Origin of the sequence: Lentibacillus songyuanensis (assembly GCF_039548255.1) — a bacterium.
GTDB classification, from domain to species: Bacteria; Bacillota; Bacilli; order Bacillales; family Amphibacillaceae; genus Lentibacillus_C; species Lentibacillus_C songyuanensis.
This window is the reverse complement of the sequence record NZ_JBCLVH010000025.1, coordinates 1-25,597: the sequence shown is the minus strand read 5'-3', so window position 1 is coordinate 25,597 and position 25,597 is coordinate 1. Positions and strand designations below refer to the sequence as shown.

General features: G+C 38.4%; 26 protein-coding genes and 3 pseudogenes. 22 read left to right on the top strand and 7 right to left on the bottom strand.

From position 1 onward, the window contains the following. Positions 1-17: 17 nt before the first annotated feature. The 3 genes from WMZ97_RS18430 to WMZ97_RS18420 all read left to right on the top strand — a co-directional run bounded on the left by WMZ97_RS18430 (position 18) and on the right by WMZ97_RS18420 (position 2,776). Positions 18-1,394 (top strand): ABC transporter permease, encoded by a 1,377-nt coding sequence (locus WMZ97_RS18430; protein WP_343273558.1) that lies wholly within the window; start codon positions 18-20, stop codon positions 1,392-1,394. After that, a complete protein-coding gene (locus tag WMZ97_RS18425) occupies positions 1,391-2,446 on the top strand; it encodes an ABC transporter ATP-binding protein (RefSeq protein ID WP_343273557.1) in 1,056 nt (351 codons plus the stop codon). Before WMZ97_RS18430 ends, WMZ97_RS18425 begins: the two co-directional genes overlap by 4 nt. A gap of 210 nt (positions 2,447-2,656) precedes the next feature. Further along, a complete protein-coding gene (locus WMZ97_RS18420) occupies positions 2,657-2,776 on the top strand; it encodes a type II toxin-antitoxin system RelE family toxin (RefSeq protein ID WP_343273595.1) in 120 nt (39 codons plus the stop codon). 30 nt (positions 2,777-2,806) lie between these two features. Here the strand turns inward: WMZ97_RS18420 and WMZ97_RS22015 are convergent. Together WMZ97_RS22015 and WMZ97_RS18415 are read right to left on the bottom strand one after the other, a co-directional pair. Continuing rightward, positions 2,807-3,097, bottom strand: a pseudogene (locus WMZ97_RS22015) (recombinase family protein); the annotation flags it as partial. A gap of 617 nt (positions 3,098-3,714) precedes the next feature. Then, positions 3,715-4,296, bottom strand: coding sequence for an undecaprenyl-diphosphatase (locus tag WMZ97_RS18415; protein ID WP_343273556.1), 582 nt, complete (start codon positions 4,294-4,296; stop codon positions 3,715-3,717). 437 nt (positions 4,297-4,733) lie between these two features. Here WMZ97_RS18415 and WMZ97_RS18410 point away from each other — a divergent pair, with 437 nt between their 5' ends. Continuing rightward, a complete protein-coding gene (locus WMZ97_RS18410; RefSeq protein WP_343273555.1) occupies positions 4,734-5,372 on the top strand; it encodes a histidine phosphatase family protein in 639 nt (212 codons plus the stop codon). Positions 5,373-5,845: 473 nt separating this feature from the next. Here WMZ97_RS18410 and WMZ97_RS18405 read toward each other — a convergent pair whose 3' ends face one another. Continuing rightward, positions 5,846-6,286, bottom strand: a complete 441-nt coding sequence (locus WMZ97_RS18405; RefSeq protein WP_343273554.1) for a DoxX family protein — start codon at positions 6,284-6,286, stop codon at positions 5,846-5,848. A gap of 170 nt (positions 6,287-6,456) precedes the next feature. Here WMZ97_RS18405 and WMZ97_RS18400 point away from each other — a divergent pair, with 170 nt between their 5' ends. From WMZ97_RS18400 to WMZ97_RS18390, 3 genes are read left to right on the top strand one after another with little or no spacing between them, the layout of a single operon-like run. Next, entirely contained in the window at positions 6,457-7,098 is a 642-nt protein-coding gene (locus tag WMZ97_RS18400) for an ABC transporter ATP-binding protein (RefSeq protein WP_343273553.1), read from the top strand. Beyond that, on the top strand, positions 7,091-7,873 hold the full coding sequence (locus WMZ97_RS18395) for an ABC transporter permease (protein WP_343273552.1): 783 nt from the start codon (positions 7,091-7,093) through the stop codon (positions 7,871-7,873). Before WMZ97_RS18400 ends, WMZ97_RS18395 begins: the two co-directional genes overlap by 8 nt. A 25-nt stretch (positions 7,874-7,898) precedes the next feature. After that, positions 7,899-8,195 (top strand): PadR family transcriptional regulator, encoded by a 297-nt coding sequence (locus tag WMZ97_RS18390; RefSeq protein ID WP_343273551.1) that lies wholly within the window; start codon positions 7,899-7,901, stop codon positions 8,193-8,195. 254 nt (positions 8,196-8,449) lie between these two features. Here the strand turns inward: WMZ97_RS18390 and pdxR are convergent, their stop codons facing one another. After that, positions 8,450-9,877 carry a MocR-like pyridoxine biosynthesis transcription factor PdxR gene (pdxR, locus tag WMZ97_RS18385; protein ID WP_343273550.1) on the bottom strand — a complete coding sequence of 476 codons (1,428 nt, stop codon included), beginning with the start codon at positions 9,875-9,877 and terminating at the stop codon, positions 8,450-8,452. Between the two features lie 127 nt (positions 9,878-10,004). Between pdxR and pdxS the strand changes: the two genes are divergently transcribed. From pdxS to WMZ97_RS22010, 8 genes and pseudogenes are all read left to right on the top strand, one after another. After that, entirely contained in the window at positions 10,005-10,889 is an 885-nt protein-coding gene (gene pdxS / locus WMZ97_RS18380) for a pyridoxal 5'-phosphate synthase lyase subunit PdxS (protein WP_405027719.1), read from the top strand. Positions 10,890-11,127: 238 nt separating this feature from the next. Further along, positions 11,128-11,595 (top strand): annotated as a pseudogene (locus WMZ97_RS18375) (hypothetical protein). Between the two features lie 36 nt (positions 11,596-11,631). Further along, the gene (locus WMZ97_RS18370) at positions 11,632-11,958 is read left to right on the top strand and encodes a YnfA family protein (RefSeq protein WP_343273549.1); all 327 of its coding nucleotides are present in this window, start codon (positions 11,632-11,634) and stop codon (positions 11,956-11,958) included. A gap of 297 nt (positions 11,959-12,255) precedes the next feature. Further along, a complete protein-coding gene (locus WMZ97_RS18365) occupies positions 12,256-12,600 on the top strand; it encodes an ArsR/SmtB family transcription factor (protein WP_343273548.1) in 345 nt (114 codons plus the stop codon). A 15-nt stretch (positions 12,601-12,615) separates the two neighbouring features. After that, entirely contained in the window at positions 12,616-13,914 is a 1,299-nt protein-coding gene (locus WMZ97_RS18360) for an arsenic transporter (RefSeq protein WP_343273547.1), read from the top strand. A gap of 70 nt (positions 13,915-13,984) precedes the next feature. Beyond that, a complete protein-coding gene (arsC, locus tag WMZ97_RS18355) occupies positions 13,985-14,404 on the top strand; it encodes an arsenate reductase (thioredoxin) (RefSeq protein ID WP_343273546.1) in 420 nt (139 codons plus the stop codon). A gap of 225 nt (positions 14,405-14,629) precedes the next feature. Then, the gene (locus tag WMZ97_RS18350) at positions 14,630-14,812 is read left to right on the top strand and encodes a hypothetical protein (RefSeq protein ID WP_343273545.1); all 183 of its coding nucleotides are present in this window, start codon (positions 14,630-14,632) and stop codon (positions 14,810-14,812) included. A gap of 918 nt (positions 14,813-15,730) precedes the next feature. Beyond that, the gene (locus WMZ97_RS22010) at positions 15,731-15,856 is read left to right on the top strand and encodes a DUF6366 family protein (protein WP_405027718.1); all 126 of its coding nucleotides are present in this window, start codon (positions 15,731-15,733) and stop codon (positions 15,854-15,856) included. A gap of 423 nt (positions 15,857-16,279) precedes the next feature. Here the strand turns inward: WMZ97_RS22010 and WMZ97_RS18345 are convergent, their stop codons facing one another. The 3 genes from WMZ97_RS18345 to WMZ97_RS18335 form a co-directional block, all read right to left on the bottom strand. After that, positions 16,280-17,470 (bottom strand): MFS transporter, encoded by a 1,191-nt coding sequence (locus WMZ97_RS18345; RefSeq protein WP_343273544.1) that lies wholly within the window; start codon positions 17,468-17,470, stop codon positions 16,280-16,282. A gap of 42 nt (positions 17,471-17,512) precedes the next feature. Continuing rightward, complete coding sequence (locus WMZ97_RS18340) at positions 17,513-18,412, bottom strand: DNA-3-methyladenine glycosylase family protein (protein ID WP_343273543.1); 900 nt, start codon at positions 18,410-18,412, stop codon at positions 17,513-17,515. Positions 18,413-18,532: 120 nt separating this feature from the next. Next, on the bottom strand, positions 18,533-19,372 hold the full coding sequence (locus WMZ97_RS18335; protein WP_343273542.1) for an isocitrate lyase/PEP mutase family protein: 840 nt from the start codon (positions 19,370-19,372) through the stop codon (positions 18,533-18,535). Between the two features lie 118 nt (positions 19,373-19,490). Here WMZ97_RS18335 and WMZ97_RS18330 point away from each other — a divergent pair, with 118 nt between their 5' ends. The 7 genes and pseudogenes from WMZ97_RS18330 (at position 19,491) to WMZ97_RS22005 (ending at position 25,483) form a co-directional block, all read left to right on the top strand. After that, the gene (locus tag WMZ97_RS18330; protein ID WP_343273541.1) at positions 19,491-20,177 is read left to right on the top strand and encodes an ArsR/SmtB family transcription factor; all 687 of its coding nucleotides are present in this window, start codon (positions 19,491-19,493) and stop codon (positions 20,175-20,177) included. A 155-nt stretch (positions 20,178-20,332) separates the two neighbouring features. Beyond that, on the top strand, positions 20,333-20,563 hold the full coding sequence (locus WMZ97_RS18325; protein WP_343273540.1) for a YjdJ family protein: 231 nt from the start codon (positions 20,333-20,335) through the stop codon (positions 20,561-20,563). Positions 20,564-21,310: 747 nt separating this feature from the next. Then, positions 21,311-23,105 (top strand): annotated as a pseudogene (gene ltrA, locus WMZ97_RS18315) (group II intron reverse transcriptase/maturase). 192 nt (positions 23,106-23,297) lie between these two features. Further along, the gene (locus WMZ97_RS18310) at positions 23,298-23,519 is read left to right on the top strand and encodes a hypothetical protein (protein ID WP_343273537.1); all 222 of its coding nucleotides are present in this window, start codon (positions 23,298-23,300) and stop codon (positions 23,517-23,519) included. A gap of 317 nt (positions 23,520-23,836) precedes the next feature. Further along, positions 23,837-24,097 (top strand): ArsR/SmtB family transcription factor, encoded by a 261-nt coding sequence (locus tag WMZ97_RS18305; RefSeq protein ID WP_343273536.1) that lies wholly within the window; start codon positions 23,837-23,839, stop codon positions 24,095-24,097. Positions 24,098-24,133: 36 nt separating this feature from the next. Further along, positions 24,134-24,595 carry an SRPBCC family protein gene (locus tag WMZ97_RS18300; protein WP_343273535.1) on the top strand — a complete coding sequence of 154 codons (462 nt, stop codon included), beginning with the start codon at positions 24,134-24,136 and terminating at the stop codon, positions 24,593-24,595. A 693-nt stretch (positions 24,596-25,288) separates the two neighbouring features. Further along, a complete protein-coding gene (locus tag WMZ97_RS22005) occupies positions 25,289-25,483 on the top strand; it encodes a CPBP family glutamic-type intramembrane protease (protein WP_405027720.1) in 195 nt (64 codons plus the stop codon). Positions 25,484-25,597: the final 114 nt, after the last annotated feature.

Sequence of the window (25,597 nt, the reverse complement as noted above, 5' to 3'; positions counted from 1 at the left end):
GGGTTTACAAATTATTAGTGAACACGTTGAAATTGGATGTTGCGGTTACCGTTTTAGGTGCACTAATCGGTGTCACAACGGCTTGGTTTATTGAACGAACCAACTTACCAGGCAAAAAAATATGGAATGCTTTGGTGACCTTACCGTTTGCAGTACCTGCATTCGTGAGTAGCTATAGCTGGATATCCATTTACCCTGGATTTGAAGGATTTGGCGGCGCTGTACTTATCCTGACATTATCCAGTTATCCATTAGTCCATTTGCCAGTTGCTGCTGCTTTAAGGGGAATGGATCCAGCCCTCGAAGAAACATCTCGATCGCTCGGTTACGGAAGAACAGCAACATTTTTCCGTGTAACATTGCCACAGCTGCGTCCGTCATTATTGGGGGGAGCCATTCTCATAGCATTACATATGCTTGCCGAGTTTGGGTCATTGGCATTTTTAAATTATGAAACGTTTACTACGGCTATTTTCGACCAATATAATGTAGTATTTGACAGTGCTTCAGCAGCCATGCTTACATTTGTATTGCTTATCTTGTGTCTGTTCATTTTAGGACTGGAAATGCTTATCCGCGGTACTTCCAAATATGCAGTCCCTCGAAAAGGTGCACCGGGAAAGCTGGAAGTGATCAAACTAGGTTGGAAAATGCCATTTACCTTGATTGGTTTTAGTGTATTAACTTTCTTTGCGGTTGGTATCCCACTTGGGACGATCACCTACTGGCTCGTTATCGGCAGTTCCGCTACCTTTATCTTTACAGAGGTGAGCACTGCCCTTTATGCGACACTGTCATTTGGCTTGGGCGGATCTGTATTAACCATTATTTTCGCATTGCCACTCGTCGTCCTTGCAATTCGTTACAGAGGTGCCTTTTCCGCTATGGCCGATCGATTACCGTACTTTATCCATAGCTTACCCGGACTGGTAATTGGCCTAACGCTGGTCTTTTTTGCGGTCCGATTTGTTTATCCTTTATACCAAACAACACCATTACTACTAATTGGTTATGCCATGCTTTATTTACCGCTTGCCCAGTCGTCCATCAGGGGGGCCATGGAGCAGGTCCCGAAACAATTGGAAGAAACAGCAGGATCATTGGGGAAACGTCCCCTTACCATCTTTTTTAAAGTTACATTGCCAATTATCTCACCAGGGGTAGGTGCGGGGCTAGCATTGGTTTTCCTTGAAGTAATGAAGGAACTAACGGCCACATTGCTTCTTCGACCCACAGGTATTGATACACTGGCCACTAAGATTTGGGAACATACGTCATCCGTAGAATATGCTGCTTCAGCACCGTATGCAGCATTACTTATTCTAATCTCCGGGTTACCTGTTTACTTATTAACGATGCGATCATTTACGCACCGAAAAAAAGAGGAATCATGATGAAGAAATTACAAATCAAGCACCTATCCAAAACGTTCAGGAACGTTCATGCATTACACGATATCCAACTGGATCTTGATGAAGGACAAATGCTAGCCGTACTTGGACCATCCGGTTGCGGGAAAACAACCCTTCTCCGTTGTATTGCGGGATTTGAAACACCAGATACCGGCACCATCACTATAAGTGGACGGACCGTTTATGATGGAACAACCATTGTAAAACCGGAAAAACGCTGGATAGGGTATGTACCACAAGAAGGTGTATTGTTCCCCCATTTGACGGTCGCACAAAACATTGCATTTGGCTTATCCGGGAAAGAAAAACGTTCTTATCGTATTGATGAAATGCTAGAGCTGGTTGGAATGGCCGGTCTTGGCGCCAGAATGCCACATGAGCTGTCTGGCGGTCAGCAGCAGCGAGTCGCATTGGCACGGGCACTTGCACCCTCTCCATCGTTAGTACTTTTGGATGAGCCTTTTAGTGCCCTGGATGCCGGTCTGCGGGCTACCCTTCGTGAAGACGTTAAAACAACCCTCAAGAAAATCGGTGCCACGGCAATCCTGGTAACCCACGATCAAGAAGAAGCTCTCTCAATGGCCGACCTTGTTGCTGTCATGCGTCAAGGATCATGTGTACAAACAACAGACCCTGTCTCACTTTATAAATATCCTGCAGATCTGCATGTTGCCAAATTTGTAGGAGAGGCAACGATACTTAAAGCGGAAGTGATTAATGGCAATATTAAAAGCTTGTTTGGAAACCTTCCAGTAGCATCAGGCTGTCCCACTGATTGTGCACTTGCCTCGATTATGATTCGTCCGGAACAATTTCTTATCGGAAAACCAAACAGTGAAATCGGTGGCCATGTCGTCAAGACAACCTTTTATGGTCATGATGCATTAGTTTATCTAAAACTGGATGAGCGATTTGGTGGAGATGAGGTACAAATTCGTGTCATGGGATCACCAGGATTTACGCCAGGAGAGTATGTGGGTTTGAAAATTGAAGGAGAGGTAATGGCATACTTAAACGAAGAGACGCTGGTATAACAAGGGGTAGTCCTAAAATGTAAGCATAAAAATGATCTGGTCACAAGATGTCGGAATATTGACGGAAAAGGGAATTCAAAAAATATAAAGACTATCATATTCATTAATTGTTGGGGGTAATTTATAATACCCTCTGCATTTGGTGCAATCTTTTAATATGATTAATTCTTTTGCGCTCCGTATGCCAAATTCTATAGCACATGGGAAAGAATTATCTGTGAAAAATGGCGATACAGAATAGGTGATTATAGAATTATCGCGCATATCAATGATGAGGCTATTATCATTTTAATTTTAGAAATAGGATATAGACGTAATATTTACGATTGAACCCCCTTATGATTTCAGTCATAAGGGGGTTCAATCAAGCCCTTTCTTGCGTCTGGCACGAATCAGTGTGCTCCTAGAAATACCCGCTTTGTCCTCTACCTGCCGATACCTATGCGTATCTTTTAGTTTGAGGGAAGTTCAATCTGTTCTTTTTATAAACCCTTGGCAGACCTTCCCTCGTTTCGCAATAGCTTTTCCTTCCTATCTACTCTCCACAATCATATCCCCTTCAAATTCAGCAAAAGCGAGCATCACATTAAAAATCAGTCATCCTGTTGGCGTATCTTCCACCAGCCCTATGTTTAAAACGTGTATTTTTACCTGTCATTTTTACAGCTATTTTGCTTTTACACTCACTTAAATAAAGCCTAACTCTCTCGTTCAAACGAAAAAGAGATTAGGAATTATTTCTTAAACGATCACATCTGTTATACGGGTTTTTATATAACTTTTTCTTGAATAACAAGATAAAGTATTCTCGGTTATCTACCTTCTTCAAATACACTTACTAGCAGAATTTCAAATCCATCTGACAACTTTTCTATCGTTTTTTTTTAAAAGAAATGAGCAATAAAACCACCCTTTTCATACATATTCTTTCCTCTGTCCAGGGCTTGCACAGAAATGGGCATCATTTGTATTTCAGGGAGTGTAAATGTTTAGGCAACCAGTTTTTTAAAACCCTTCTCACCTTTTGAGACTTATACACGATTGCCCGTATAAAATGATTGAATACTCTAAATAACTATCTTAAAATATAACAACTGAAGTGGTTGAAGCTGTACGTGGCAGTTTATTGTGTAAAATATCATTTGAAATAGGTGCAAAATAACTCCAAAAGTGACACCTATACGATTACAATTCTTTTCCAAGATATCAACGTTGATCGTTTTTGATATTTCTCACTGATTCCTTTCTATTCGGGTGGCCTTTTTTATTCACTGCATATTGGATTTTTCACGTTCTTTTGGAACGAAAGGAATCCGATTATAAATGTTAATGATTGTACGAGAAACCGGCTCCAAAAATGGACTGATTTTATAAATTAAGACACTTACCAATACGGCTACAACTATACTACCAAGTATATCAATCGGATAATGGTGACCTACATAAATACGGGATACACCAGTTAAAACTGCAAATAATAGCATACCTACACCTATTTTACGTTGACGTAAAAAAACAGCTAAGGCAAGCGAAAAAGCACCAGTTGTATGATCACTTGGGAATGACGCATCGGCAGCATGGTTAATTAAAACATTAACTGAATGTGTGACAAATGGGCGTGGTTCAAAATATATATAACTAATTATTAAGTTGAGAAATAGCCCTAAAAAGCCTGTAATAGTAGCAAAGAATATGGTTTTCTTATATTTTTCATTGCCAAAAATCCACATTAAAATAAAGGCTATTGCATATATAATTAACGATTTTTCACTAATAAATACCATAAAACCATCTAAAATGGGATGATGACCAGCAAGCTGACGGATTCCCTTAAACAATTCGTAATTCACTTATTTCTCCTCATTTCTTTCTATGTTTAATCTTAATGAAATGCCATGTCCTTTTTGTTTCAATATATTTTACCATAAACTTCATCAAAGTAAGTGTTTAATTTTAAACAAAATGACTTTGTTGTGTACACATAAAAAAGTTTTAATAATACTACTTAATTTTAAATAGATGCAAGTGATCATCGAACAGTGTAACAGATACTTAAATACAAAAACAGTGCATACCATATTTCTTGAATGCAATTGGAAACATGGAAGGGTGTTTTACAATGTGTGGTATCACCAAGGTTGTTTATAAAATACTAGTTAAATTTACTTTTGAACTATAAATGGTCAATTTAAAAAGTAAAGAAGGGCTCTTTATCCATCAGTAACACCTAAAAGGCTGATAACATACTTTATAAAAAACTGAACAGTAACGGAGGGGGGAAAATAAATTGTTTAACCATTCAAATACTGACATAGATCAAAGTTCTTATCAATTTGCACAGATGGGGCTTTCCGAACATTTAGAGACAACATCAGCAAACTACCCATCTTTATTTTATCACCGCTCATTAATGAATTCGCTACGAGAAGGAGGATATATTCTTTATGCTAGGCATGGCGAAGCAACTGTGGGGGAGGATCAACGAGTCATCAATTTTCAAGATTGTTCTACCCAACGAAATCTTTCCGAGGATGGAAGAAAGCAAGCCATCGCATATGGGGAGAAGCTTTACAATTTACGCATACCTGTTGGGTATCCGGTTCTCACTAGCCCTTTTTGCAGAGCCAGACAAACTGGGGAATTGGCTTTTGGAAAAAAGATTGTTCAAATTGACCCTTTTTGGTTTGAAATTTATAAGTTAAGCGGTAATGTGAGTGAGATGGAACAAGAAAGGATATTAAACTCCTTCAAATTAGCTTTGGAAATACAACCTTTACCGGGGTACAATCAAGTTATTATTGCTCATAGTTTTCCAGAAGAAATTGGTTTAGGCGAAATTCCGAACATGGGGACTGTAATTGTAAAACCTTATGGACCTGGGAACGGTTATGAAGTCATTGCTCGAATATCTTTAGAGGACTGGTGACACTAGAAGATTTTAAGTGTTAATTATCACCGGTGGCGTGGCTTACCTTTCTAACACTTAAGGTAAGTGGGTTCTTCAATAAGCTCCGCCATATGTTCCCATCTTTGGGCGTAGGGAAGAAATGTTCGAAAGTCGCTTGTCTCTATACCAGTACAAATATTTAATGGCCATATTGTTGAATAGTCCCATACCCTTTAATTCTCGCTAAAATTCAAAATGACAAAATGGATATAAAAGAAGTAAATTTCATATATTTTAATTATGATAAAGGAGCCTGTCAATATGTTGTCAAGCTCCAGAGCGATGGTGTTGAATTCTTTTGATTTACACCGTTAAGGTATCCTGGCCCGGTTTCCATTTCAAATAGTGGAGCCCGTTATCCTACCATACGTTTTGGTATAGATTATAAGCTATATTACAGGTGAAATAAGCACAGTGAAATGGAAATAAACTTTTAAGAATCCTTTAATGTATCAGCGGTTGTCCTTTACCTTAATCACGTGAATTTTCTTGGTAAAGCTGTCAAGTGAGTATGCACCTGCTCCCATGAAAAACAAGAAAATCGCTCCCAACAACATGGCATAATCCGTTCGTGCTTCGCGTGCCATCTCCCAAAAACCACCTTCAAATAAAATAGGAATTTTTGTGGTAGCAATGGCTACCAGCATGTCAATAATTAAGGGTATCGAGGCCAAGTGTGTTACTAAACCAAGTAAAATCAGTAGACCACAACCTACTTCAACTACCGCTACAAAGTAAGCAGTTGTTTCAGGCATCGGAATGCCAATATTGATGAAACGGCCTACCCCGCGTTCATCCGGAAAGAGGAATTTTTGAATTCCTTCCGACAAGAAAACCGAACCTACCAACAGGCGAATCAACAATGTAGTTCGCATAGACTTTTGATTATACAATAGAATCACCTCTCAATTTGATATTGATTAAACGTTTCACAGAGACAACATTTAGTATGGCTTGTCCCTATATGTTATTCATGATATTATCAAATTATGATAACGGATGGCGATATCGTTTAACGTTATTAGAACGTATTTTTTCATTATTTTCTAAAGGAGAAGGTGCTATGTTCACATTAAGAAAAGTAGCATATAAAAACATTCTACATATACCGAAACTTGACATTCCAACAGCACAAACGACTTGTGTTGTTGGGGAAAGTGGAAGTGGTAAATCGACTTTGTTGAAACTGCTGAATCATTTGATCAGCTGTGATGAAGGTAATATTCAGGTTAACGAAAAGCCGATCGAAAATTATAATCCGGTTGAACTAAGACGACAGGTGGTGATGTTACCACAAACGCCAGCTTTGTTTGGAGAATCTGTGAAAGAAAATTTGCTTATTGGTATGCGTTTTGCTGAAAAACAATCAGTAGACGATGAACAGCTAAATCAAGCGTTACAGGTGGTCCAATTGGATAAAGCGTTAGGGGAAAAAGCTGAACAGCTTTCTGGGGGTGAACAACAGCGTCTCGCTTTGGCACGGATTCTGTTGGTCGATTCACCTGTTTTTTTGTTGGATGAACCGACTTCAGCGCTTGATGAGGAACTGGAAGAGCTGGTGATGAAGCAGTTTTTTGATTCCATTAAAGGTCAAGAAAAGACCGTCGTGATCGTAACGCATTCCAACCAATTGGCCCGCCAATTTGCTGATCGTCTAGTTGACATCCAAACTTTTAAGGTGAAAGGAGATCCTTTAGGTGAATAAAAACATTATTGATCTTGGACTTTGGCAACTTGTTGCCGCCTATCTTTTTGTATTGGTGTTAGTCGTAATCGTTAAATTCCGGAAAATCCCGCGTGAAAAAGAAATTTTGATTGCCACATTACGGATGACGATTCAATTGGTCATGGTTGGCTATGTGTTAATGTACTTGTTTGAACACCCTCATCCATTATTGACCCTACTTGTTGTGACAATGATGGAAGGGTTTGCGGTTTATAATATATATAAACGGGTGAAGATGGATATTTCATGGGCTGTAAAAAAAATTATTGCTCTTTCTATGGTTATCGGCACTCTTGCCAGTTTGCTTTATTTTAATTTCATCGTCATCCAATTTTCACCGTGGTATGAACCCCGTTATTTTATCCCGATAGCAGGAATGATTATCGGAAATTCGATGACAGGCATCACCCTCGGTGTGAGTACGCTTGTCGAAGGGATGAAAACACAAAAGCATACGGTAGAGGCCGCTTTAATGCTGGGTGCTACCCCGAAAGCTGCCACGAAAAGGATCGTCAATCATGCATTCGATTCAGCGATTCTGCCAACAATCAATTCAATGGTTGGTATGGGGATTGTTTTTTTACCGGGAATGATGACCGGGCAAATTCTTTCAGGTATTTCCCCGCTTGTCGCCATTGAGTATCAGCTTGCGATTATGCTTGGCATTGCGGGAGCTGTATCATTCACCGTGATTCTGTTTGTACAACTTGGATACAAATCTTTCTTTAACAATCACAGTCAACTCATTGATTAAAACTTTCAATGAAAGTGGGGATCTTATGATACGCGAATTCTTTTTAGGTTTTATTAAAATTCATATTCTTTATCATGCCAATGTGGAACCAGTGTACGGGGCCTTTATGATGGAAGAGTTAGCAGGACACGGGTATGAAGTTAGCCCTGGTACCATTTATCCCACTCTTAATCGTTTAGAGCAAAGTGGCTATCTTGAAAAAGAGGAACGTTTAGAAGGGGGTAAAATCCGTAAATATTATACGATTACCGATAAAGGAAAGGAAGCTTTGGAAGAAGCCAAGTTAAAGATTAAAGAATTGATGAATGAAGTGATCGATTAAATTTTTGATGGGCAAATTCAAGAAGTAAAGCATGAAATAGGCAAAAGTTGTGGTTTCTAAAGTAAAGAGGCATAGCAAAACAAGCCATCTGATGATGACTTTTAAAAAAATTATGGGTAAAAGAATAGACAAGTTACCTCCGTCATAATGAATTTGGAGGTAATTACGCTAAAATTTGTTTAATAAAGTAATGTGGGGATCCATTTATTACCTTATTATATGCAGATATATTTCTTGTTATCAACATTCTAATGTCAGTGTCGGTTCACAGAGATATGTTTAAAATGCCAGATCGTCCAGCCTTTTAATAAAAGACCAATAGCTTCTGTTAATTCAGCTTCCGGTATCCCGCCGAATCCTAAAATAATTTTCGGCTGGGATTCATATTGACCTTCCATTACGTAAGAAGATAGTGGATAGATTTTAATATTAGCTTTCAGCGCCCTGTTTACCAGTTCTTCCTCACTCAGATTATTTTTTATTTTTAAGACAACATGAAACCCGGATAAATCACCGGCAACTTCTACTATTTCCTTGTAAGGTTTCAATAATTCCAATGTCTTTTCCATTTTTCTTCGATATACTTTTCTCATTCGGTTAAGGTGCTTTTCAAAATCGCCTTCTTTCATGAATTGCGCAAGAATATGCTGATCAATTCGGGACACGGAGCATTGAAAAAAAGATAATTTAACTTTATAAAACACCATCAATCGTTTTGGCAGTACCATATAACTTATACGGATTGAAGGAATCAGTGATTTTGAGAATGTTCCGAGATAAATGACTTTCTCATTGTAATCCATGCTTTGCAATGAGGGAATAGTTTTACCGACGTATCGAAACTCACTGTCATAATCATCTTCTATGATATAGCGATTTTTGTTGCCAAATGCCCAGTTTAATAGTTTAATTCTTCGATTTGCAGGAAGTACTGATCCATACGGAAAGTGATGTGAAGGTGTCACATAAACTAAATCAATTGATGAACTGTCAAGTGAATCTACCTTTATCCCCTTGTCATCGACCTTTAATGGATAAACCTTATTCGGATAGTTTTTTAGAATGCGTGATATGACATGATAACCTGGATCCTCTACACCATAAGTCGCTTTATGTCCCAGTACAAGAATGAACTGTTGCAGCAAGGTTTCCACCCCCGCACCGATAATGATATCATCAGGGGAGCAATGGACTCCCCGGGCTTGATACAAATAATTGGCAATTTCTTCACGTAAAACAAATTCCCCCTGTGGATCCCCCATTAGCAGCAAGGATTGATTCTCTTTAGTAATGATATTTTTTGCATATTTCCTCCATTTCATAAAGGGAAAATTTTCTGTGTCTATCTGACTAGGATGGAAATCATACCGTATTTTCTGTTCTGTCTGCTTGGTGTGATTTTTTATCAGAATGGGTTGTACATATTCCAGGTTCTCATTAGCCAAAACAAAATAACCCTTTCTTGCTATCCCTTCTATATACCCTTCTGCAACCAACTGTTCATATGATTGTTCTACCGTGTTTTGGCTTATTAATAGGAATTCGGATAGCTTACGCTTCGAGGGAAGCTTTGTTCCATAGGAAATACGTCCTTCCATTATTTCCGTTTTGATGCAGGCATATAATTGCTCATACAGCGGTATCCCATTTTCCCGGTCTAAGTTACAAGAGAACATATTCATATCAAAAACCTCCTAATCTGACCTTGTCAAAATATATGGAACTGACACTTTAAACAATACCAATTATTATTTATAATAAAATAAAATGCAAATTAATCAACTATTTTAATTGATTGGAGTGTTATATTTGGAAAATTTATCAGCAACAGAAGCAGTTAAAACTATGGAACAAATTAAAACTGGTGGCGTCATTATGGACGTTGTAAATGCTGAACAAGCTAAAATTGCTGAATCGAGCGGGGCTATTGCGGTTATGGCACTCGAACGTGTACCATCGGATATCCGAGCAGCAGGGGGGGTAGCCAGAATGGCGGATCCTCGCATTGTTAAGGAAGTAATGAACGTTGTCAATATCCCTGTCATGGCAAAAGTGCGTATTGGTCATATCGTGGAGGCGCGGGTTCTGGAGGGATTAGGTATTGATTTCATTGATGAAAGTGAAGTACTAACTCCAGCTGATGAGGAATTCCATATTTTAAAAAGTGATTTTACGGTTCCGTTTGTATGTGGATGCAGGGACTTGGGCGAAGCTGTAAGAAGAATTGGAGAAGGAGCCTCAATGCTTCGCACAAAAGGTGAGCCCGGCACTGGAAACATAGTGGAAGCTGTTCGTCATATGCGTAAAGTTCAGGCACAAGTCCGCAAAATTACATTGATGAAAGATGATGAACTGATGACAGAAGCAAAAAATCTTGGGGCATCTTATGAGATCCTAAAACAAATAAAAGATGAAGGAAAGTTGCCAGTAGTGAACTATGCTGCAGGTGGCGTTGCAACCCCATCAGATGCCGCATTAATGATGGAATTAGGGGCTGACGGCGTATTTGTAGGATCTGGAATATTCAAATCCGGGAATCCGGAGAAATTTGCTAAAGCGATCGTCCAGGCGACGGCCAATTATAACGACTATGAACTAATCGGCAAACTGTCCCAGGAACTCGGAATCGCGATGAAAGGGATTGAGATGTCCAGTTTGCGCCAGGAAGAAAGAATGCAGGAACGCGGATGGTAGAATTAGGGTTAAGTAGTCCCAAATCATGAATATATTTTTCTAGGTAAAAATTAATTTCGATAACTTTTCTGGTAGAAAAAGGTGCCTCGATGACTATTTGAAAACAACGAATGACCCGATCTATACAGCAGGAGATGTTATACTAAGCCCTCAATTTGTCTATGTTGCAGCAGCTTATCATGGAGAATTACGGTGGGGAATTCTATTGGGGAATTAACAAAAAGTTCAATTTAGAGTCATTCCAACAGTTACCTTTACCACTACCGCAATTGCAACTGTTGGTTTAACGGAGCAGCAGGCAAAAAAGAAGGGCTATGAAGTGAAAACTTCTGTTTTACCATTAGATGCTGTCCAAAAGCCTTGACGAATCGAGAAACAAAAAGCGTGTTTAAACTGGAGGTGGATGTGAAGACACTAATTAGAGGCTCATGTGATAGCAGTAAATGCAGGAGATGTGATTTATGCCGCGACATTAGCTGTTAAATTTGGTTTAACCATAGAGGATCTCCACGAAACTCTTACTCAATATTTAACAATGGCAGAAGGATTAAAATTATTTTCTCTAACATTTGATAAAGATGTATCAAATTGTCCTGTTGTGCCGGGTGATAAAAGTGGGGTTCTTATTGAACCCCTTTTTAATATGGACAAAAAGAGGGTTAATACCACCCGACTAGTTACCATGATTCATAAGGATACGTTATAATAACTATATTGATTAGTTTTTCAAGAAGGCGCTTCTATGATTTATGCAATTGTATTATTTATATTTGCAGGATTAGCCGAAATTGGTGGAGGCTATCTTATTTGGCTATGGCTAAGAGAAAATCAGCCGTTTTATTCGGGTATCTTTGGAGGTGTAGCCTTAGCTTTGTACGGAGTTATTGCTACATTTCAAAATTTCCCATCATTCGGTAGAGTTTATGCCGCATATGGAAGGGTTTTCATCGTTCTATCTGTGCTATGGGGGTGGGGTATTGATAAAAAAACTCCTGATTTATATGATTGGCTAGGTGCAGGTATCTGCTTAGTTGGTGTTTCAGTGATGTTACTTGCGCCACGGCAATAAACATTAGAATGATTATTAATATCTCTTAATATCAGAACAAAGGCGAAAAGCCCGTTTTTAGTCAGCCCTCCTTCCTATACGAACCGATGTTGACTTATCTATCGTATTGGAGGAGTTCGAAGTTTGCCAGAAGCTGGGCGCTGGAGCCGGACGTGGCTCATGTTAGTTGTTCAGTTACCTACAACTACAAAATTGTATAGTTTTCTAAGCAAGAACAAAGGTGATATGACATATCACTTGAACATATAATTAAATTGTTATATGTTAATATACAAATTATGTGGGAGGTGTATTGCTATGCTGAAAACAGTAATTGAATTGGAAAAAGCTGCAAAGATCCTAAAATTATTGGGTGATAAAACCCGCTTAACAATGATGAAAATACTTGACAGCCACGATTGTTGTGTTTGTGAATTTGTTGAGATTTTTAAAATAAGCCAACCATCCATTAGTCAACACCTTAGAAAACTGCGAGATGTTGGATTGGTTATAGAAGAACGAAAAGGGCAATGGATTTTTTACTCTATCAATAAAAATAATGAATATTATCCTTTTGTTCAGCAAATTATTCAACAAATACCAAGTCAAGATCAAAAACTTAAAGAATTAGTAGAAAAAGGCACACGAATTATTTGCTGGTAATTGGAGGGGAATATTTTGTCATTAACGCTTATACTTGCGATTTTGATTTTTATAGTAACACTTGTTTTAGTTATTTGGCAGCCAAAAGGGCTATCGATTGGATGGTCGGCAATTGGTGGAGCGATCCTTGCTTTAACAGTTGGTGTAGTTGGATTTAGTGATGTCATAGCAGTAACGGAAATCGTATGGAATGCAACCTTGGCATTTGTTGCCATTATTCTCATATCACTAATATTGGATGAAATTGGGCTGTTTGAGTGGGCGGCGCTTCATATGGCCAGAATAGCAAAAGGCAATGGCATAAAAATGTTTGTCTATATAAGTATTCTAGGTGCAATTGTAGCTGCCTTTTTTGCCAATGATGGTGCAGCGTTAATACTTACACCAATTGTACTTGCAATGGTCCGAAATCTAAATTTCAAAGAAAAAATGATTTTTCCATTTATTATGGCAAGTGGTTTTATGGCGGATACTACATCTTTACCATTTATAGTAAGTAACCTGGTTAATATTGTTTCAGCGGATTTCTTTGGAATTGGATTTGTGGAATATGCATCTAGAATGGTTATTCCGAACCTGTTTTCATTAGCTGCAACCATTACTGTACTATTAATTTACTTTCGAAAAAGTATCCCGAAATCATATGATGTATCTAAACTTGGTGAGCCTAAATCTGCCATTAAAGATCATAAAATGTTCCACACATCTTGGTATGTACTCGCGTTATTAGTTATTGGTTACTTTGTAAGTGAATTCATTAATCTTCCCGTTTCGATTATTGCGGGTGCCATAGCAATTTTCTTCATTTTAATGGCAAGAGGAAGTAAAGCAGTCGATACCCCAGCAGTCATTAAGGGAGCGCCTTGGAATATCGTATTTTTCTCCATCGGAATGTATGTAGTAGTGTATGGGTTGGGAAATGCTGGGCTTACGGATGCGTTAGCTACTGTAATTCAAGCGGCTGCAGAACAAGGCCTATTCATAGCTACGATTGTGATGGGTTTTATCGCGGCATTTCTATCTTCAATTATGAACAATATGCCAACGGTTATGATAGATGCTTTGGCGATTGCTGAAACCAGTACGTCTGGTGTGCTAAAAGAAGCACAAATTTATGCAAATGTTGTTGGATCTGACTTGGGACCAAAAATTACACCAATTGGTTCACTTGCGACCTTGGTATGGCTCCATGTTTTATCACGAAAAGGCGTAAAGATTTCATGGGGGACTTATTTTAAAACGGGAATCATGTTAACAATTCCAATCCTGTTAATCACTTTACTAGGATTATTCTTAACGTTATTGGTCTTATAGATCTAGTTATAGCAGGCCATCTTTAAAAAGTTTTATCAAAAGACGAAGAATAAAATAAAGGAGCATTAGGATGTCTGAAAAAGTAATCTATTTTCTTTGTACAGGGAACTCATGCCGTAGCCAAATAGCTGAAGGCTGGGCGAAACATTATCTTGGGGGCAGTTGTAAGGTTAGAAGTGCAGGGATTGAAGCGCACGGGCTCAACCCGAATGCCGTCAAAGCCATGAAGGAAGCCGGGATTGATATCTCTGACCAAAAATCAGAGGTTATTGATACAGAAATATTAAATAATGCTGATATGGTTGTTACACTTTGTGATGATGCTGAAGACAGATGTCCAATGACTCCACTTCATGTCAAAAGGGAACACTGGGGTTTTGACGATCCCGCAAAAGCAGAAGGAACGGACCAAGAAAAATGGGCAGTTTTTCAACGTGTACGAGATGAGATCGGGGAAAGAATAAGATGTTTTGCGAAAACTGGTGAATAAATTAGCTTTGAAAGAATCTCAGAGCTTTTCTAATTGTCACCATATAATCAAATAGTTATATATTAATGTAAAAAGGAGGATGGATAAAACCATGTTAGAATTTTCTGGACCAGATGTTTCAGTTTGTACTCTCTGCAAAATCTTTAGTAGAAGTTGTAGTAATTCTAAGAAATCAAGACAATTTTGAAGATAATTAAAGTATATAGAGGGAGGGATTAAAGAAAAATGAGTAAGTATCTTCAAAATAATATCATTGCAATATTTTTCATTGTGATTATCTCCTTATTTTTATTTGCCTATTGGCTTGATTTAAGCTTTGGATACGGACAAATACTTTTAATTCTAGCTGGAGGATATGGTATAGATCTTAACTTTAAAGCAATGAAAAAGGGGCAAGAACAAACGTAAACAATTTACAGCAATCGGGTACGCGCGACAAGTTCCGCTATAAACGCCACATGGCGTGAAATGCGGGGAATATTTAAGAATCAATTCCAACTTTACAACGGAGGATGGGAATGACGGAACCATGTTTCCCGAAACCATCCCGCCAACAAATCCTGCATGCGTCAAGGCTGACAGGTCTTGGGGTATGAAGCCAGGTGATTCGGCAGAACGAAGGCTGGAGCCACTCCTTGCGAAAAGGTATGCCAACGGATATGCCGCGCGGCTGAAAAACTAGGTATGGTGAGAATGTTCCTAACAGAAAGGAACTGACAAATCTCCGAATGTACAGGTCTAAAGATTGAACATAAGGAAACTTATGGGTCATCCAACGATGACGTGAGTGGTGTAAAGTAAAAATGCGCCCTCTGAAATACGCTATACCGAACCATGGCGGTATCCAGCTCACGGGCTTACAGGAGGCACCTACGTCTAGTATTGATAGCTACGTTGTAAGGGACTTGGAAAGTAAGGGGCGTTGTAACAAGGACTGTCATCCGAAACGTTTACTATAAGGCACATGCTGAAAAGTATTAATCCTTGCGAGGGTAGGGGTACGACTGATGAAGCTCCTGTAATGGGAGTGGAAGAACTGCCCCAAGTCTAGCGAATGGAACGGTGGTTTTCCAAGCGTGCATCGCACCGATCGGGTAGGAATGTGTGACTTTACATAGTGCGAGCTTCCAGGTTAGGTTCGGTAGCTCTTTCCTACTTGAAAGTAACGAGGAACTTATCATCTAGTACATATCGTTAGATGGAACGCGGAGTGCGGGGAAACTTGCACGCTCTGTGTGGAGCAGGGGAAAAGCCGGAGATAACTTCAAATGCTTACCTATTGCTAACGTTTGTCGCATTGTGAATATTACTTTTGGGGGTGTCAAAATGGGCAGAGATAGTGAAACTCCAGAAGAAAGACGGGAAAGAATGAGACAAAAGGAATTGATAGGGCCAGATTGTTTTATCAAAGCCAGATGTAATAATTACCAAATCTACAAAATAAAATACTGAAAAAGGAGGGATAAAATTGAGCAAGAACAGAGCAATCTTGGGTTCTGTTTCTGTATTAACAGCGGCAATAAGTTTTATCTTTTTTTAATAATAAGGGGACCCAATATAAATTTAACTTTGTTTGCGGGCGTGTTGACGGTGCTATCTATATTTGGAATTATCTTTGCTGTATTGTCCAGAAAAACTTGGTTTATCATAACAGGAATTTTACTGAACGGAGCTGTGTTAGTATTTGTCGGTTTAGTTTTATTTGCAGTAGGAATGAGTGAACGATGATATTCAGCTAACGGGCGCTTTGTTGAATAAAAAACAAAATATGAATTTTTAAAGCTAAAGGATCCTTACCAAATTCTCACGGGAAAAAGTCGATTACTTCAGCGTGTATACGCTTAAAAGTAATCGACTTTTCTATAAAAATTATTATTACACCGCATTCATTTTAAATTTTGTTTTCAACTTTCTTGAAATCAGAATGGAAATAAAAATGGACAATGTAGCAATAAAACAAGCGAAAATGAAAATGGCTTTGTATAAACCAATCCAAACAGCTCCAAAGCCAATACCTATGGTGGGCAATCCGACCCCAATATAAATGATTACATACAGCATGGATACAACGTCCCCACGACGACTTGCCGGAACGATTTCATTAACAAGTACCATGCTTCCCATAAAAGCAAGTCCCTGGCCTAATCCTGTAATAACGGTACTAAGACTTAACAGTGCAACAGACATAGCTGGCACTGCAAGTAAGGTTCCTGCTAGGCCAACGATTAATAAAATAAGCCCGGAAACCATGGACGAACGTGAAGACAATTTTTTGAACGTCAATTGGGTTATAGCTGAGGTTCCAAGCATAAGGAAGACGACACCGCCGGTGATAGCCAAATTATGAATACCCATTAAAGAAGAGACATAAGACGGCACAAGTGACATAAATAGAGCTGTCACGGACCATGCGGCGAAAGCAGTAGCAGCCCCGATTGCAAACGGTGTACGGATAGTTGACGGCACACTAGGTTTTTGAGGTCGCCAGGGTCCAGGTTGCTTTGATTTCACTGTTTCATCCATTAGCAAAATGGTAATCAGGCCTGGTACAAATAGAATTATATGTACGATATAAGGCAATACAATAGGCATGGGGCCATATTCGGCAAGTACTCCCCCAAGTATGGGTCCGATGGCTGTGCCGCCGGCTGTTGCAATCGAGGCAACAAGGGAAGCAGTTTTTCGGTTATCGGGGCGAAGCTCAACCAATGCAGCGGTTGCCGTTCCACTCATCATCCCTGCTGCCAAACCTTGCAGGCCGCGGGCAATGTATAACCATGCCAGACTGGAGGCCAATGCAAAAATAGCAGATCCCGCAGCTGAAATTAGTAGACCAATTAGCAACACTTTTTTCCTACCAAAACGGTCAGACAATTGCCCAAAAATTAATAGGGAAGGAATAAGAACCAAAGCATAAACAGCGAAAATTAGTGTTAGTATCCCTGATGAGAATCCCCATTGCTGTTGATAGACGTTGTATAAAGGTGATGGAATATTCGCCCCTACCATTAACATAAGAAGCGTATAACCCACTAGCCAAAAGCTTACGGCGTTTTTCTTACTCATCTGCGTTCACCCCACTTTGATGGTTTAGTTCAATAAAATGAATTAACTGAAGTTGTAGCCACCACACGAATGCCATCCACGCCAAGGTGACCAGATTTTTGCAATTTGTCGGACTTCATCTTCAGTGGCTCTTCTCTCCAGTTTATAGGAATGACCAATAATATCTTGTAAACCAAGGTCACCGGCCGGAATGACATCTTTAAACCCAAGACCTCTCATTAAAACATACTCTGCTGTCCAACGACCTAATCCTTCAAATTGCATGAGTGATTGACAGGCTTCGTCCGAGGGCAAATGTGTTAATGCCGTAAAGTCAATATCGCCGTTAGCCACGGCTGTTGAAGCAGCAACTAGATATTTAGCTTTCAGCCGGCTGAATTGATTTTCATAGAGTTTTTTTTCACCAAGTTCAATAATTTGTTCTGGTTTTGGAAAAATCGGATAAAGTCTTCCTTCAAACTCGAAAGTGTCTCCACAGAGATTCAGCAATCTTATATTTAAATTTTTTGCAAATGTGGTGTTTATTTGCTGACCTAGAATCGCCCAAATAAGAGCTTCAAATGGATCTCCGATTAATACCGGCCGCAGACCGGGATAAGAGCGCAGAAGTTTACCAAGTATAGGATCTTTTAAGATTAGGATATGGAATGGTTCAGGATCCACTGTTAAAGAGAATATTCGTTTAAGAATCTTAACAGCATGATTTAGGATTGTGGAATCTACCCGTTCACCAATAACTTCCACCTTCAGTTTTGCTTGATGAATTGTTCCTTCTTGGATCATTCGAACCAGGAAGGGCTGTCCTGCAATAGTAAAGACGCGTTGGTATCCTTGATTATCAATACATTCAACAATGGAAGAAGGTGATGTTCGCAGATACGCAAGTGCTTGACCAAATGCGTATGGTTGAGCTGGCATAATTTCCGTTTGTATCTTTTGCATAAAGTGACCTCCTCAGCGAATATAAGATTTTTAGAGAGTTATTACATTAATATTGTAGTACCAAAAAGATTCAATCCTTATCGAAATGTGAATGTTTTTCAGTTTAGAAAGGTTTTGTATTTATTTCATTAAGTCTACAACTTTGCTGTAGGGCATAACATCATCCATCATATGTCGGAAACTTCGCTGATTCGTGATTTCTTCACTAATGGTTTTCAGTAAGGTTACCGTTGCTCTAAAAGGACCAGACCCACAACTAAGCCTTTTAATTCCGAAGCTCGCTAGTTCCGCAAAAGAAGGCATCTTCGGACTAGCCAAAAGGTTAATAGGAGAAGAGATTTCTTCCCTAAGATGAGAAATGATCTTCGGATCATGTAACCCTGGAACAAAAATACAATCTGCTCCAGCGTCCTCAAATGCCTTTGCTCGTTTAATGGTTTCATGAAGCCGTGTCGAAGCGTCTCCAATGTTGAACCAGTAGGTATCTGTGCGCGCATTAATAAATATGGAGGTGTCCTTCGTATCGTTTGATAGTTCTCTTATTGCTGCAATTCTTTCTTTTTGATAGAAAAGGTCATATAGTGGTTGGCTGTGATCTCCAGTTCCATCTTCAATATTGATTCCGACAGCCCCGGTATCTATAACTTTTCTTACCGTTTCCAAGACTTCTTCGATTGTCTTTCCATACCCTGCTTCAATATCTGCAGTAACAGGTATATTTACAGAGTCGGCGATTGACTTAATGACTTCTATCATTTTATCCGCAGGTATATTTTGGCCGTCCGTATATCCTAATGAGACGGAAATACCAGCGCTGGTCGTCCCAATAGCTTCAAATCCACATTCTTCAAATACCCTTGCACTTATGACATCCCAGGCGTTTGGAAGAACAAAAGTTGATGATCGTTGATGAAGCTGATGAAATTGCTGTGCTTTCAAAGATTGTTTTCCTAGACTCATAAAAATACCCCATTTCATGTATTAGATTTGGTTACTATTTGATTCAGGATTATTGTATCATGGGGATAATTCAACTATAATCGAAATATGAAATACAAACAAAAGGGTGAGATTAAAGATGGGTTCAAATCCAAATATTGCCGAAGTTGCTTCTCTTCTCGTTGAACCTTCAAGAGCGTCTATTTTAACCAGTTTAATGGATGATCGCTTTCATACAGCAAGTGAATTGGCCTATATGGCAGCCATCAAGCCACAGACAGCCAGTTTTCATCTTGCAAAGTTAGTAGAAGGAAATCTTGTTATCGTTGAAAAACATGGCCGGCATCGTTATTTCCATCTTGCCAATCAAGAGATAGCGAGTATATTGGAATCATTCCTTGCCGTATCACGACCCGGGGAGATAAAATCGTTAAATCAATCAATAGAAAATAAAGCGATAAGGAAAGCCAGGACCTGTTATGACCACTTGGCTGGCCAGTTAGGTGTGGCATTGACCAACTCTATGGTGAATATGGGTTATTTAAAAGACGGGAAAAAAGAGTTTACGGTGACTCCCAATGGAGTGGAGTTTTTTCATGATTTCGGGTTGAATCTCGAAGATCTGAGGAAAAAACGCCGTTCGTTCTCCCGGGCATGTTTGGACTGGAGTGAACGGAATCACCATCTTGCTGGGTCTTTAGGGCAGGCTATTACTTCGCAACTTCTTGAATTAAACTGGATAGATCGAAAACCAGCTAGTCGAGCTGTAACCATTACTGAAAAAGGTTGTGAGGAATTTAGGAGACATTTTAACCTAGAAATCTAAAATTTCCACCTTTGAATTTAGGTAATACCAAATAAATTAGATTTGTCTTTATACCGCAAACGGGCGCTTTTGTATAACAAGAAATGCGTCCTTTAAATAATCGCAATTGTTGTTGGGTATCGGATAATGTAAGTTACCACAAGGGGGCTATACAAATGAAATATACAATTCAATACCTAGTATCATTGGTTCTATTGGTATTTTCGACATTGGTAACTTGGTATGAAGGAAGTGCAATAAGGGAAGACCCGTGGAACTGGAAATACACTGCTTTTTTTTCAAAGATGTTTAATGGGGAAGTTGCAAATAGTTCCGATATATCCCAGCTGGACCATTTTATATACGCAGCCAAGTATAGTCCCATATACCCCACCCTGATGTATTAAGCTTATCCTATATAATAATTTTAAGTGGATACTTACTGTTAAAAAGTAACACAAGAAAAATAATAACGTTTTTTCTGTCAGTTTGTGTATTTTACGTCCTTTGTGGAATAGCGATATCTGATTCATCAACAATAGGAGGAAAATATTTTTCTGCGACCTTCCTAACAATTGGATTTATCAATTTAGTTCTAGCAGTTCTGTACTTTTGAAGACGAGGAATGGAACTAGCAAAATAGAGAATTTTACGTTGTTCCATTAAAGGGCGCGTTTGATTAACAAGCGATTGCGTCCATATCGTACAATTGTTGAATAAGGGTGGGGTTCTGACAAACTTCTGAATGTAAGGGTCTAAATATTCAACGTAGTGTAAAGCTATGTCCCAACTAACGTTGGGGCGGGTGGTGTAAAGTAAAACTGCGCCCTCTGAAATACGCTATACCGAACAATGGCGGTATCAAGCTCGCAGGTTTAAAGGAAGCACCTACGTCTGGAATGGATAGCTACGTTGTAAGGTACTTGGGAAGTAAGGAACGTTGAAATAAGGACTGTCATCTGAAACGTTTGTAATAAGGCGAAAGCTGAAATACATTTATCCTTGCGAAGGTAGGGGTACGACTGACGAATCTCCTGTAATGGGAGTGGAGGAACAGCCCCAAGTCTAGCGAATTAGAACGATTATTTTCTTCACGTGAATGACACCGATCGGGTAGGAATGTGGGAACGTCACTCTTTGGGAGGGATGCCACAGTGTCAACTTTGAGGTATTGGGATTACTACGATATGACGGAAAACTTTACAGATTTACACAAAAGAGCTAGTAACAATGAGTCAATCAACCATTTATATGAAATGATTACGTCACGAAAGAATATTTTACTAGCTTATCGGATGGTCAAGTCCAATAAAGGGTCAAAAACATCTGGTACAGATGGAAAAACCATCAAAGATATCAAAAGGCTTACGGAAAATGAATTAGTGAAAGCAATCCAAACAAAACTAAAAAACTATCAACCTAAGAAGGTCAGAAGAAAATGGAATGAAAAGGAAAACGGTAAATTAAGACCACTTGGAATTCCATGTATTCTCGACCGTATCATTCAACAGTGTTTTAAACAAGTTCTTGAGCCAATCGTTGAAGCCCACTTTTATAAACATAGCTATGGATTCAGACCGTTACGGTCTACCCATCACGCTATGGCAAGAGTACAATCCTTAATCAATCAATCGCAGCTCCATTATGTTGTCGATGTTGATATCAAGGGGTTTTTCGATAATGTTAATCATACACTTCTTATCAAACAACTATGGAATTTAGGTATCCATGATAGAAAGTATTAGCTTGTATATCTAGATGCTGAAAGCTGAAATTGATAAAGAAGGGGTGCCGTCTAAGGGTGTACCCCAGGGTGGTATTTTATCAACAATATTATCGAACGTTGTATTAAACGATTTAGACCAGTGGGTTGTTGGTCAATGGGAGTTTTTCCCCCTCTCGAAAAACTATAAATCAAAAGTTGGAGAAAGATATGCGAAGAAACGTACCAACCTCAAAGAAGGCTACCTCGTCCGCTATGCGGACGACTTCAAAATTCTCTGTCGAGATGGAAAAACAGCCCAAAAGTGGTATCATGCAGCCAGATTATATATTAAAGAACGTTTAAAACTAGATATCTCACCTGAAAAATCGCAGATTGTAAATCTGCGAAAAAGAAAATCAGAGTTCTTAGGGTTTACCATTAAAGCAAATGTGAAGAAGGGTAAAAGAGTTGCTCACACAGGCATTAAACACAAGAAACGAGAGAAACTTAAAGAACAAGCTAAAATGCACATCCGCAGGATGAAGGACTCTCCTACAATCCAAAACGCTTTACGCTTTAACAGTTTTGTTTTAGGTATTCATAACTATTTTAACCGTGCCACACATGTCAATCCAGAGTTCTCGCGTCTTGCCTATGACCTAAAAGCCTTTCTGTATAATCGCCTTCGTTCTGTTGGGAAATATGGACATCCAATCAACCCGACTTCAACCTACAAGAAGTTTTATAGTACAGGGTTTAAAACGTTTGAAATTGCTTCTGTACACTTATTTCCGATAGGAAATGTTAAAACAGTTAATGCAATGAACTTTAGTCCAATACTATCTCTTTTCACAGAAGAAGGCAGAAAGAAAATTTACGATAAATTAAAGCCAAATGTTGAACTTGAAATCAGCGTACTAATGAAGGCAAACCTTCCTGATAGAACAGTTGAATACATGGATAACCGCATTAGTTGTTTTAGTATGAAGATGGGCAAATGTGAAATCACAGGTTGGGATTTAACTGCTTATGAAGTTCACTGCCATCATTATACACCCAAACATCTTGGAGGAACGGATAGGTTCAACAATCTTCGTATCCTTCATAAGGACATACATCGGCTTGTACATCGTAAAGATAGTGAAATAATTGCAGTAGAAACACAAAAATTCGGGTTAAACAGCTCAATAATAAAGAAACTAAACCAATACCGAATGGAGTGCGGGCTTGAAAAGGTAGAATAATCTCACGTCTAAAAGTAACGAAGAACTTATAATTTATTATACATCGGTAGATGGACCGCCGAATGCTGGGAAACTGGCACGTTCGGTGCGGAGCAGGGGAAAAGCTGGAGATGATTTCAAAGGCTTACCTATTGCTAACAATTCTGGAACTAGGATTTCGTTCAGCAATAGGGCCAGTTGGAGGTAATTATTATGAATTCACTTAATGTTTTTCTTGTTATATTGTCAATCGCAGGGTTATTACTATTTATTTTTGGTTTTCAAAAGAAATCCCAATTATCTATTTTATTTGGTGGAATGGCTTTCCTTGCACCTATATTTTACTTTATTGGGTGGACTGTCTTTTTATCTCTAGTTCCTGTGATTGCATTAGCAATTTCGTTTTTAGAAAAGAAAAAGGTACGCTCTAATTAATATTTTGATTGCCGCAATCGGAGTGCGATAACGGCATAAAAAATGCGCCCTTTTTTCAGAAACAGGCTATTTAATGGAATAACGAATCCTAATTTCTCAGTATTGAGAATTAGGATTTTTATATTGGAATTATTTAAAAGTTCCATTTTGATCGAACTTTATTTTAAATCAGCATTTTATTCGTTGCATTTTTATTTTTAACGTGTTACAACAAGTTTATAAGTTTAAACATATTAACGTATTATTAAATAAAGGGTGTGTTATAAATCAAAAAAAATGATATGATTATTAATCTTTTTAGGGAGAATTTATCGCTTTTGCAGGCATTGGGTGATCCAGTACGGCAGGACATAATTATTATCTTGGCTGAAAATGAGCAATTAAATGTCAGCGAAGTCACTTCTCTGACGAAAGTATCTAGACCAGCAGTTTCACATCATTTAAGAATTTTAAAAGAAGCGAGCATAGTAAAAATGGACAAAAAAGGGAAAAACAACGTGTATTTCTTAGATGCAAATGACTCTTTACAGGGTCTGAAAAGGTTGATTGAAAAAGTGGAGGAACTTTGTGATAAATAACATGTTTAACTTAAAAAAGTGTAGGGGGGAATAACGTTGGTCCAATTTAGTAACTCATTATTAATTCAGGCTAATGTAAAAGACGTTTTTAGATTTCTGGAAAGAATGGAGAACTTCTCTATCTGGAATTATGCAGTACGAAGAGTGGAAAAAATTCCCTCAAGTGGTGATGTAGTGGGGTCTCGTTACCAATTGCTTAGAAATCAAGGAGTACAGGCCTTTGAGGAAATTACTATTACAGAGTATATTCGTGACAGTAGATTAGTTCTGGAATCGATAGGAAATCATTTTTCATACTCCATGACATATGATTTAATTCCTCAATCCTCAGGATTTACAAGGTTGATCAATAAATCGGAAATTCAAACTTCAGGAATCAACAATGTTATCTTTGGTTTTATGCAAGGAAATGTAAAAAGAGAGGTAAACCAAAATTTACATGTTTTGAAGGATATTCTGGATGATGATAAGGACAGGAACAGTTGGCATGTAAAGTAGGGTATGAAGCTGTTTGGGGAAAATAAAGCTATACTGCAATCGGGTGCTTATCGGGAATAAAAGTAATGTTCTTTTTACGGAACCGGGGGATTATCTATGAATTTTTCATTTCAAATAGGTATGATTTTGGGGATTGGAGGAATGGTGAAACTGTTTATTTGTTCATAGATCAAGATTTTTCATTAATTTGGTTCTTGTTCTCTCTAGTTGTACTTATAGGGTCGGATGTTTGGCTTCTGGCAAGGAAATTATCAGATTTCATGGAATAAAAAGAAGTGTGTTGGGCGAAGTAAGGGGTCTGGAGTGTCGGTATCGTTGCGGTGTTCATCGGGTTATTCAAACATGGGGAACCCACAATGAATTATTTAATTTCAGTAGTGTTAATCGTCATGGTTATAGTTATACAGTTTGGACTGTATAATTATAAACTTCGGAATTCTATAAAAGATTAAATAAGTAGCACCTTTTTATAAACGGGTATTCAAGAATCGGGAGGCGCAATTAATGGAGGAAAACACAAGAGAATATGATTAATACACTGCTATCTCCTGAGTAGCACTTTTATAGCACTTTTCTTTTAAAAAAGTTATTACTTTTAGTTATGATGAGTGAATAAGGGGCGTTTGGAAAAAGCTTACTAATCATTATTGATAGATTGTTGTTCTTTAATATTTAAAACTTTGAGGGGATAGGATTACCTATTTCATTGTAGCACTATTGATTTCCTCAATTTTATTCGCACTTCTTCATCCTGGGTATCCATTATTTGGATTCGTATTGGGAGTTGTTTTTGGTATTACGTTTAAATTAACAAGGTCAATAGTTCCCGTAATATTTATTCATATTATTTGGAATGCGTTTTCTCTCTTTTATTTCAATTACATTTAAATACATATCTGATATTCAATTAACGGGCGCTATTGCTGTGCGAAATGTTCTTAGTTCAAATGGAGGATGGTCACATCACTCCAGTAAAGACTAGGCAATTCCAACTTATGGAAT

Coding starts and splice junctions, on each gene's coding strand:
- WMZ97_RS18425 (WP_343273557.1), top strand. CDS start 1,391: ATGATGAAGAAATTACAAATCAAGCACCTATCCAAAACGTTCAGGAAC.
- WMZ97_RS18400 (WP_343273553.1), top strand. CDS start 6,457: ATGTTCACATTAAGAAAAGTAGCATATAAAAACATTCTACATATACCG.
- WMZ97_RS18390 (WP_343273551.1), top strand. CDS start 7,899: ATGATACGCGAATTCTTTTTAGGTTTTATTAAAATTCATATTCTTTAT.
- pdxR (WP_343273550.1), bottom strand. CDS start 9,877: ATGAATATGTTCTCTTGTAACTTAGACCGGGAAAATGGGATACCGCTG.
- WMZ97_RS18370 (WP_343273549.1), top strand. CDS start 11,632: ATGATTTATGCAATTGTATTATTTATATTTGCAGGATTAGCCGAAATT.
- WMZ97_RS18365 (WP_343273548.1), top strand. CDS start 12,256: ATGCTGAAAACAGTAATTGAATTGGAAAAAGCTGCAAAGATCCTAAAA.
- arsC (WP_343273546.1), top strand. CDS start 13,985: ATGTCTGAAAAAGTAATCTATTTTCTTTGTACAGGGAACTCATGCCGT.
- WMZ97_RS18350 (WP_343273545.1), top strand. CDS start 14,630: ATGAGTAAGTATCTTCAAAATAATATCATTGCAATATTTTTCATTGTG.
- WMZ97_RS22010 (WP_405027718.1), top strand. CDS start 15,731: ATGGGCAGAGATAGTGAAACTCCAGAAGAAAGACGGGAAAGAATGAGA.
- WMZ97_RS18345 (WP_343273544.1), bottom strand. CDS start 17,470: ATGAGTAAGAAAAACGCCGTAAGCTTTTGGCTAGTGGGTTATACGCTT.
- WMZ97_RS18340 (WP_343273543.1), bottom strand. CDS start 18,412: ATGCAAAAGATACAAACGGAAATTATGCCAGCTCAACCATACGCATTT.
- WMZ97_RS18335 (WP_343273542.1), bottom strand. CDS start 19,372: ATGAGTCTAGGAAAACAATCTTTGAAAGCACAGCAATTTCATCAGCTT.
- WMZ97_RS18330 (WP_343273541.1), top strand. CDS start 19,491: ATGGGTTCAAATCCAAATATTGCCGAAGTTGCTTCTCTTCTCGTTGAA.
- WMZ97_RS18325 (WP_343273540.1), top strand. CDS start 20,333: ATGAAATATACAATTCAATACCTAGTATCATTGGTTCTATTGGTATTT.
- WMZ97_RS18310 (WP_343273537.1), top strand. CDS start 23,298: ATGAATTCACTTAATGTTTTTCTTGTTATATTGTCAATCGCAGGGTTA.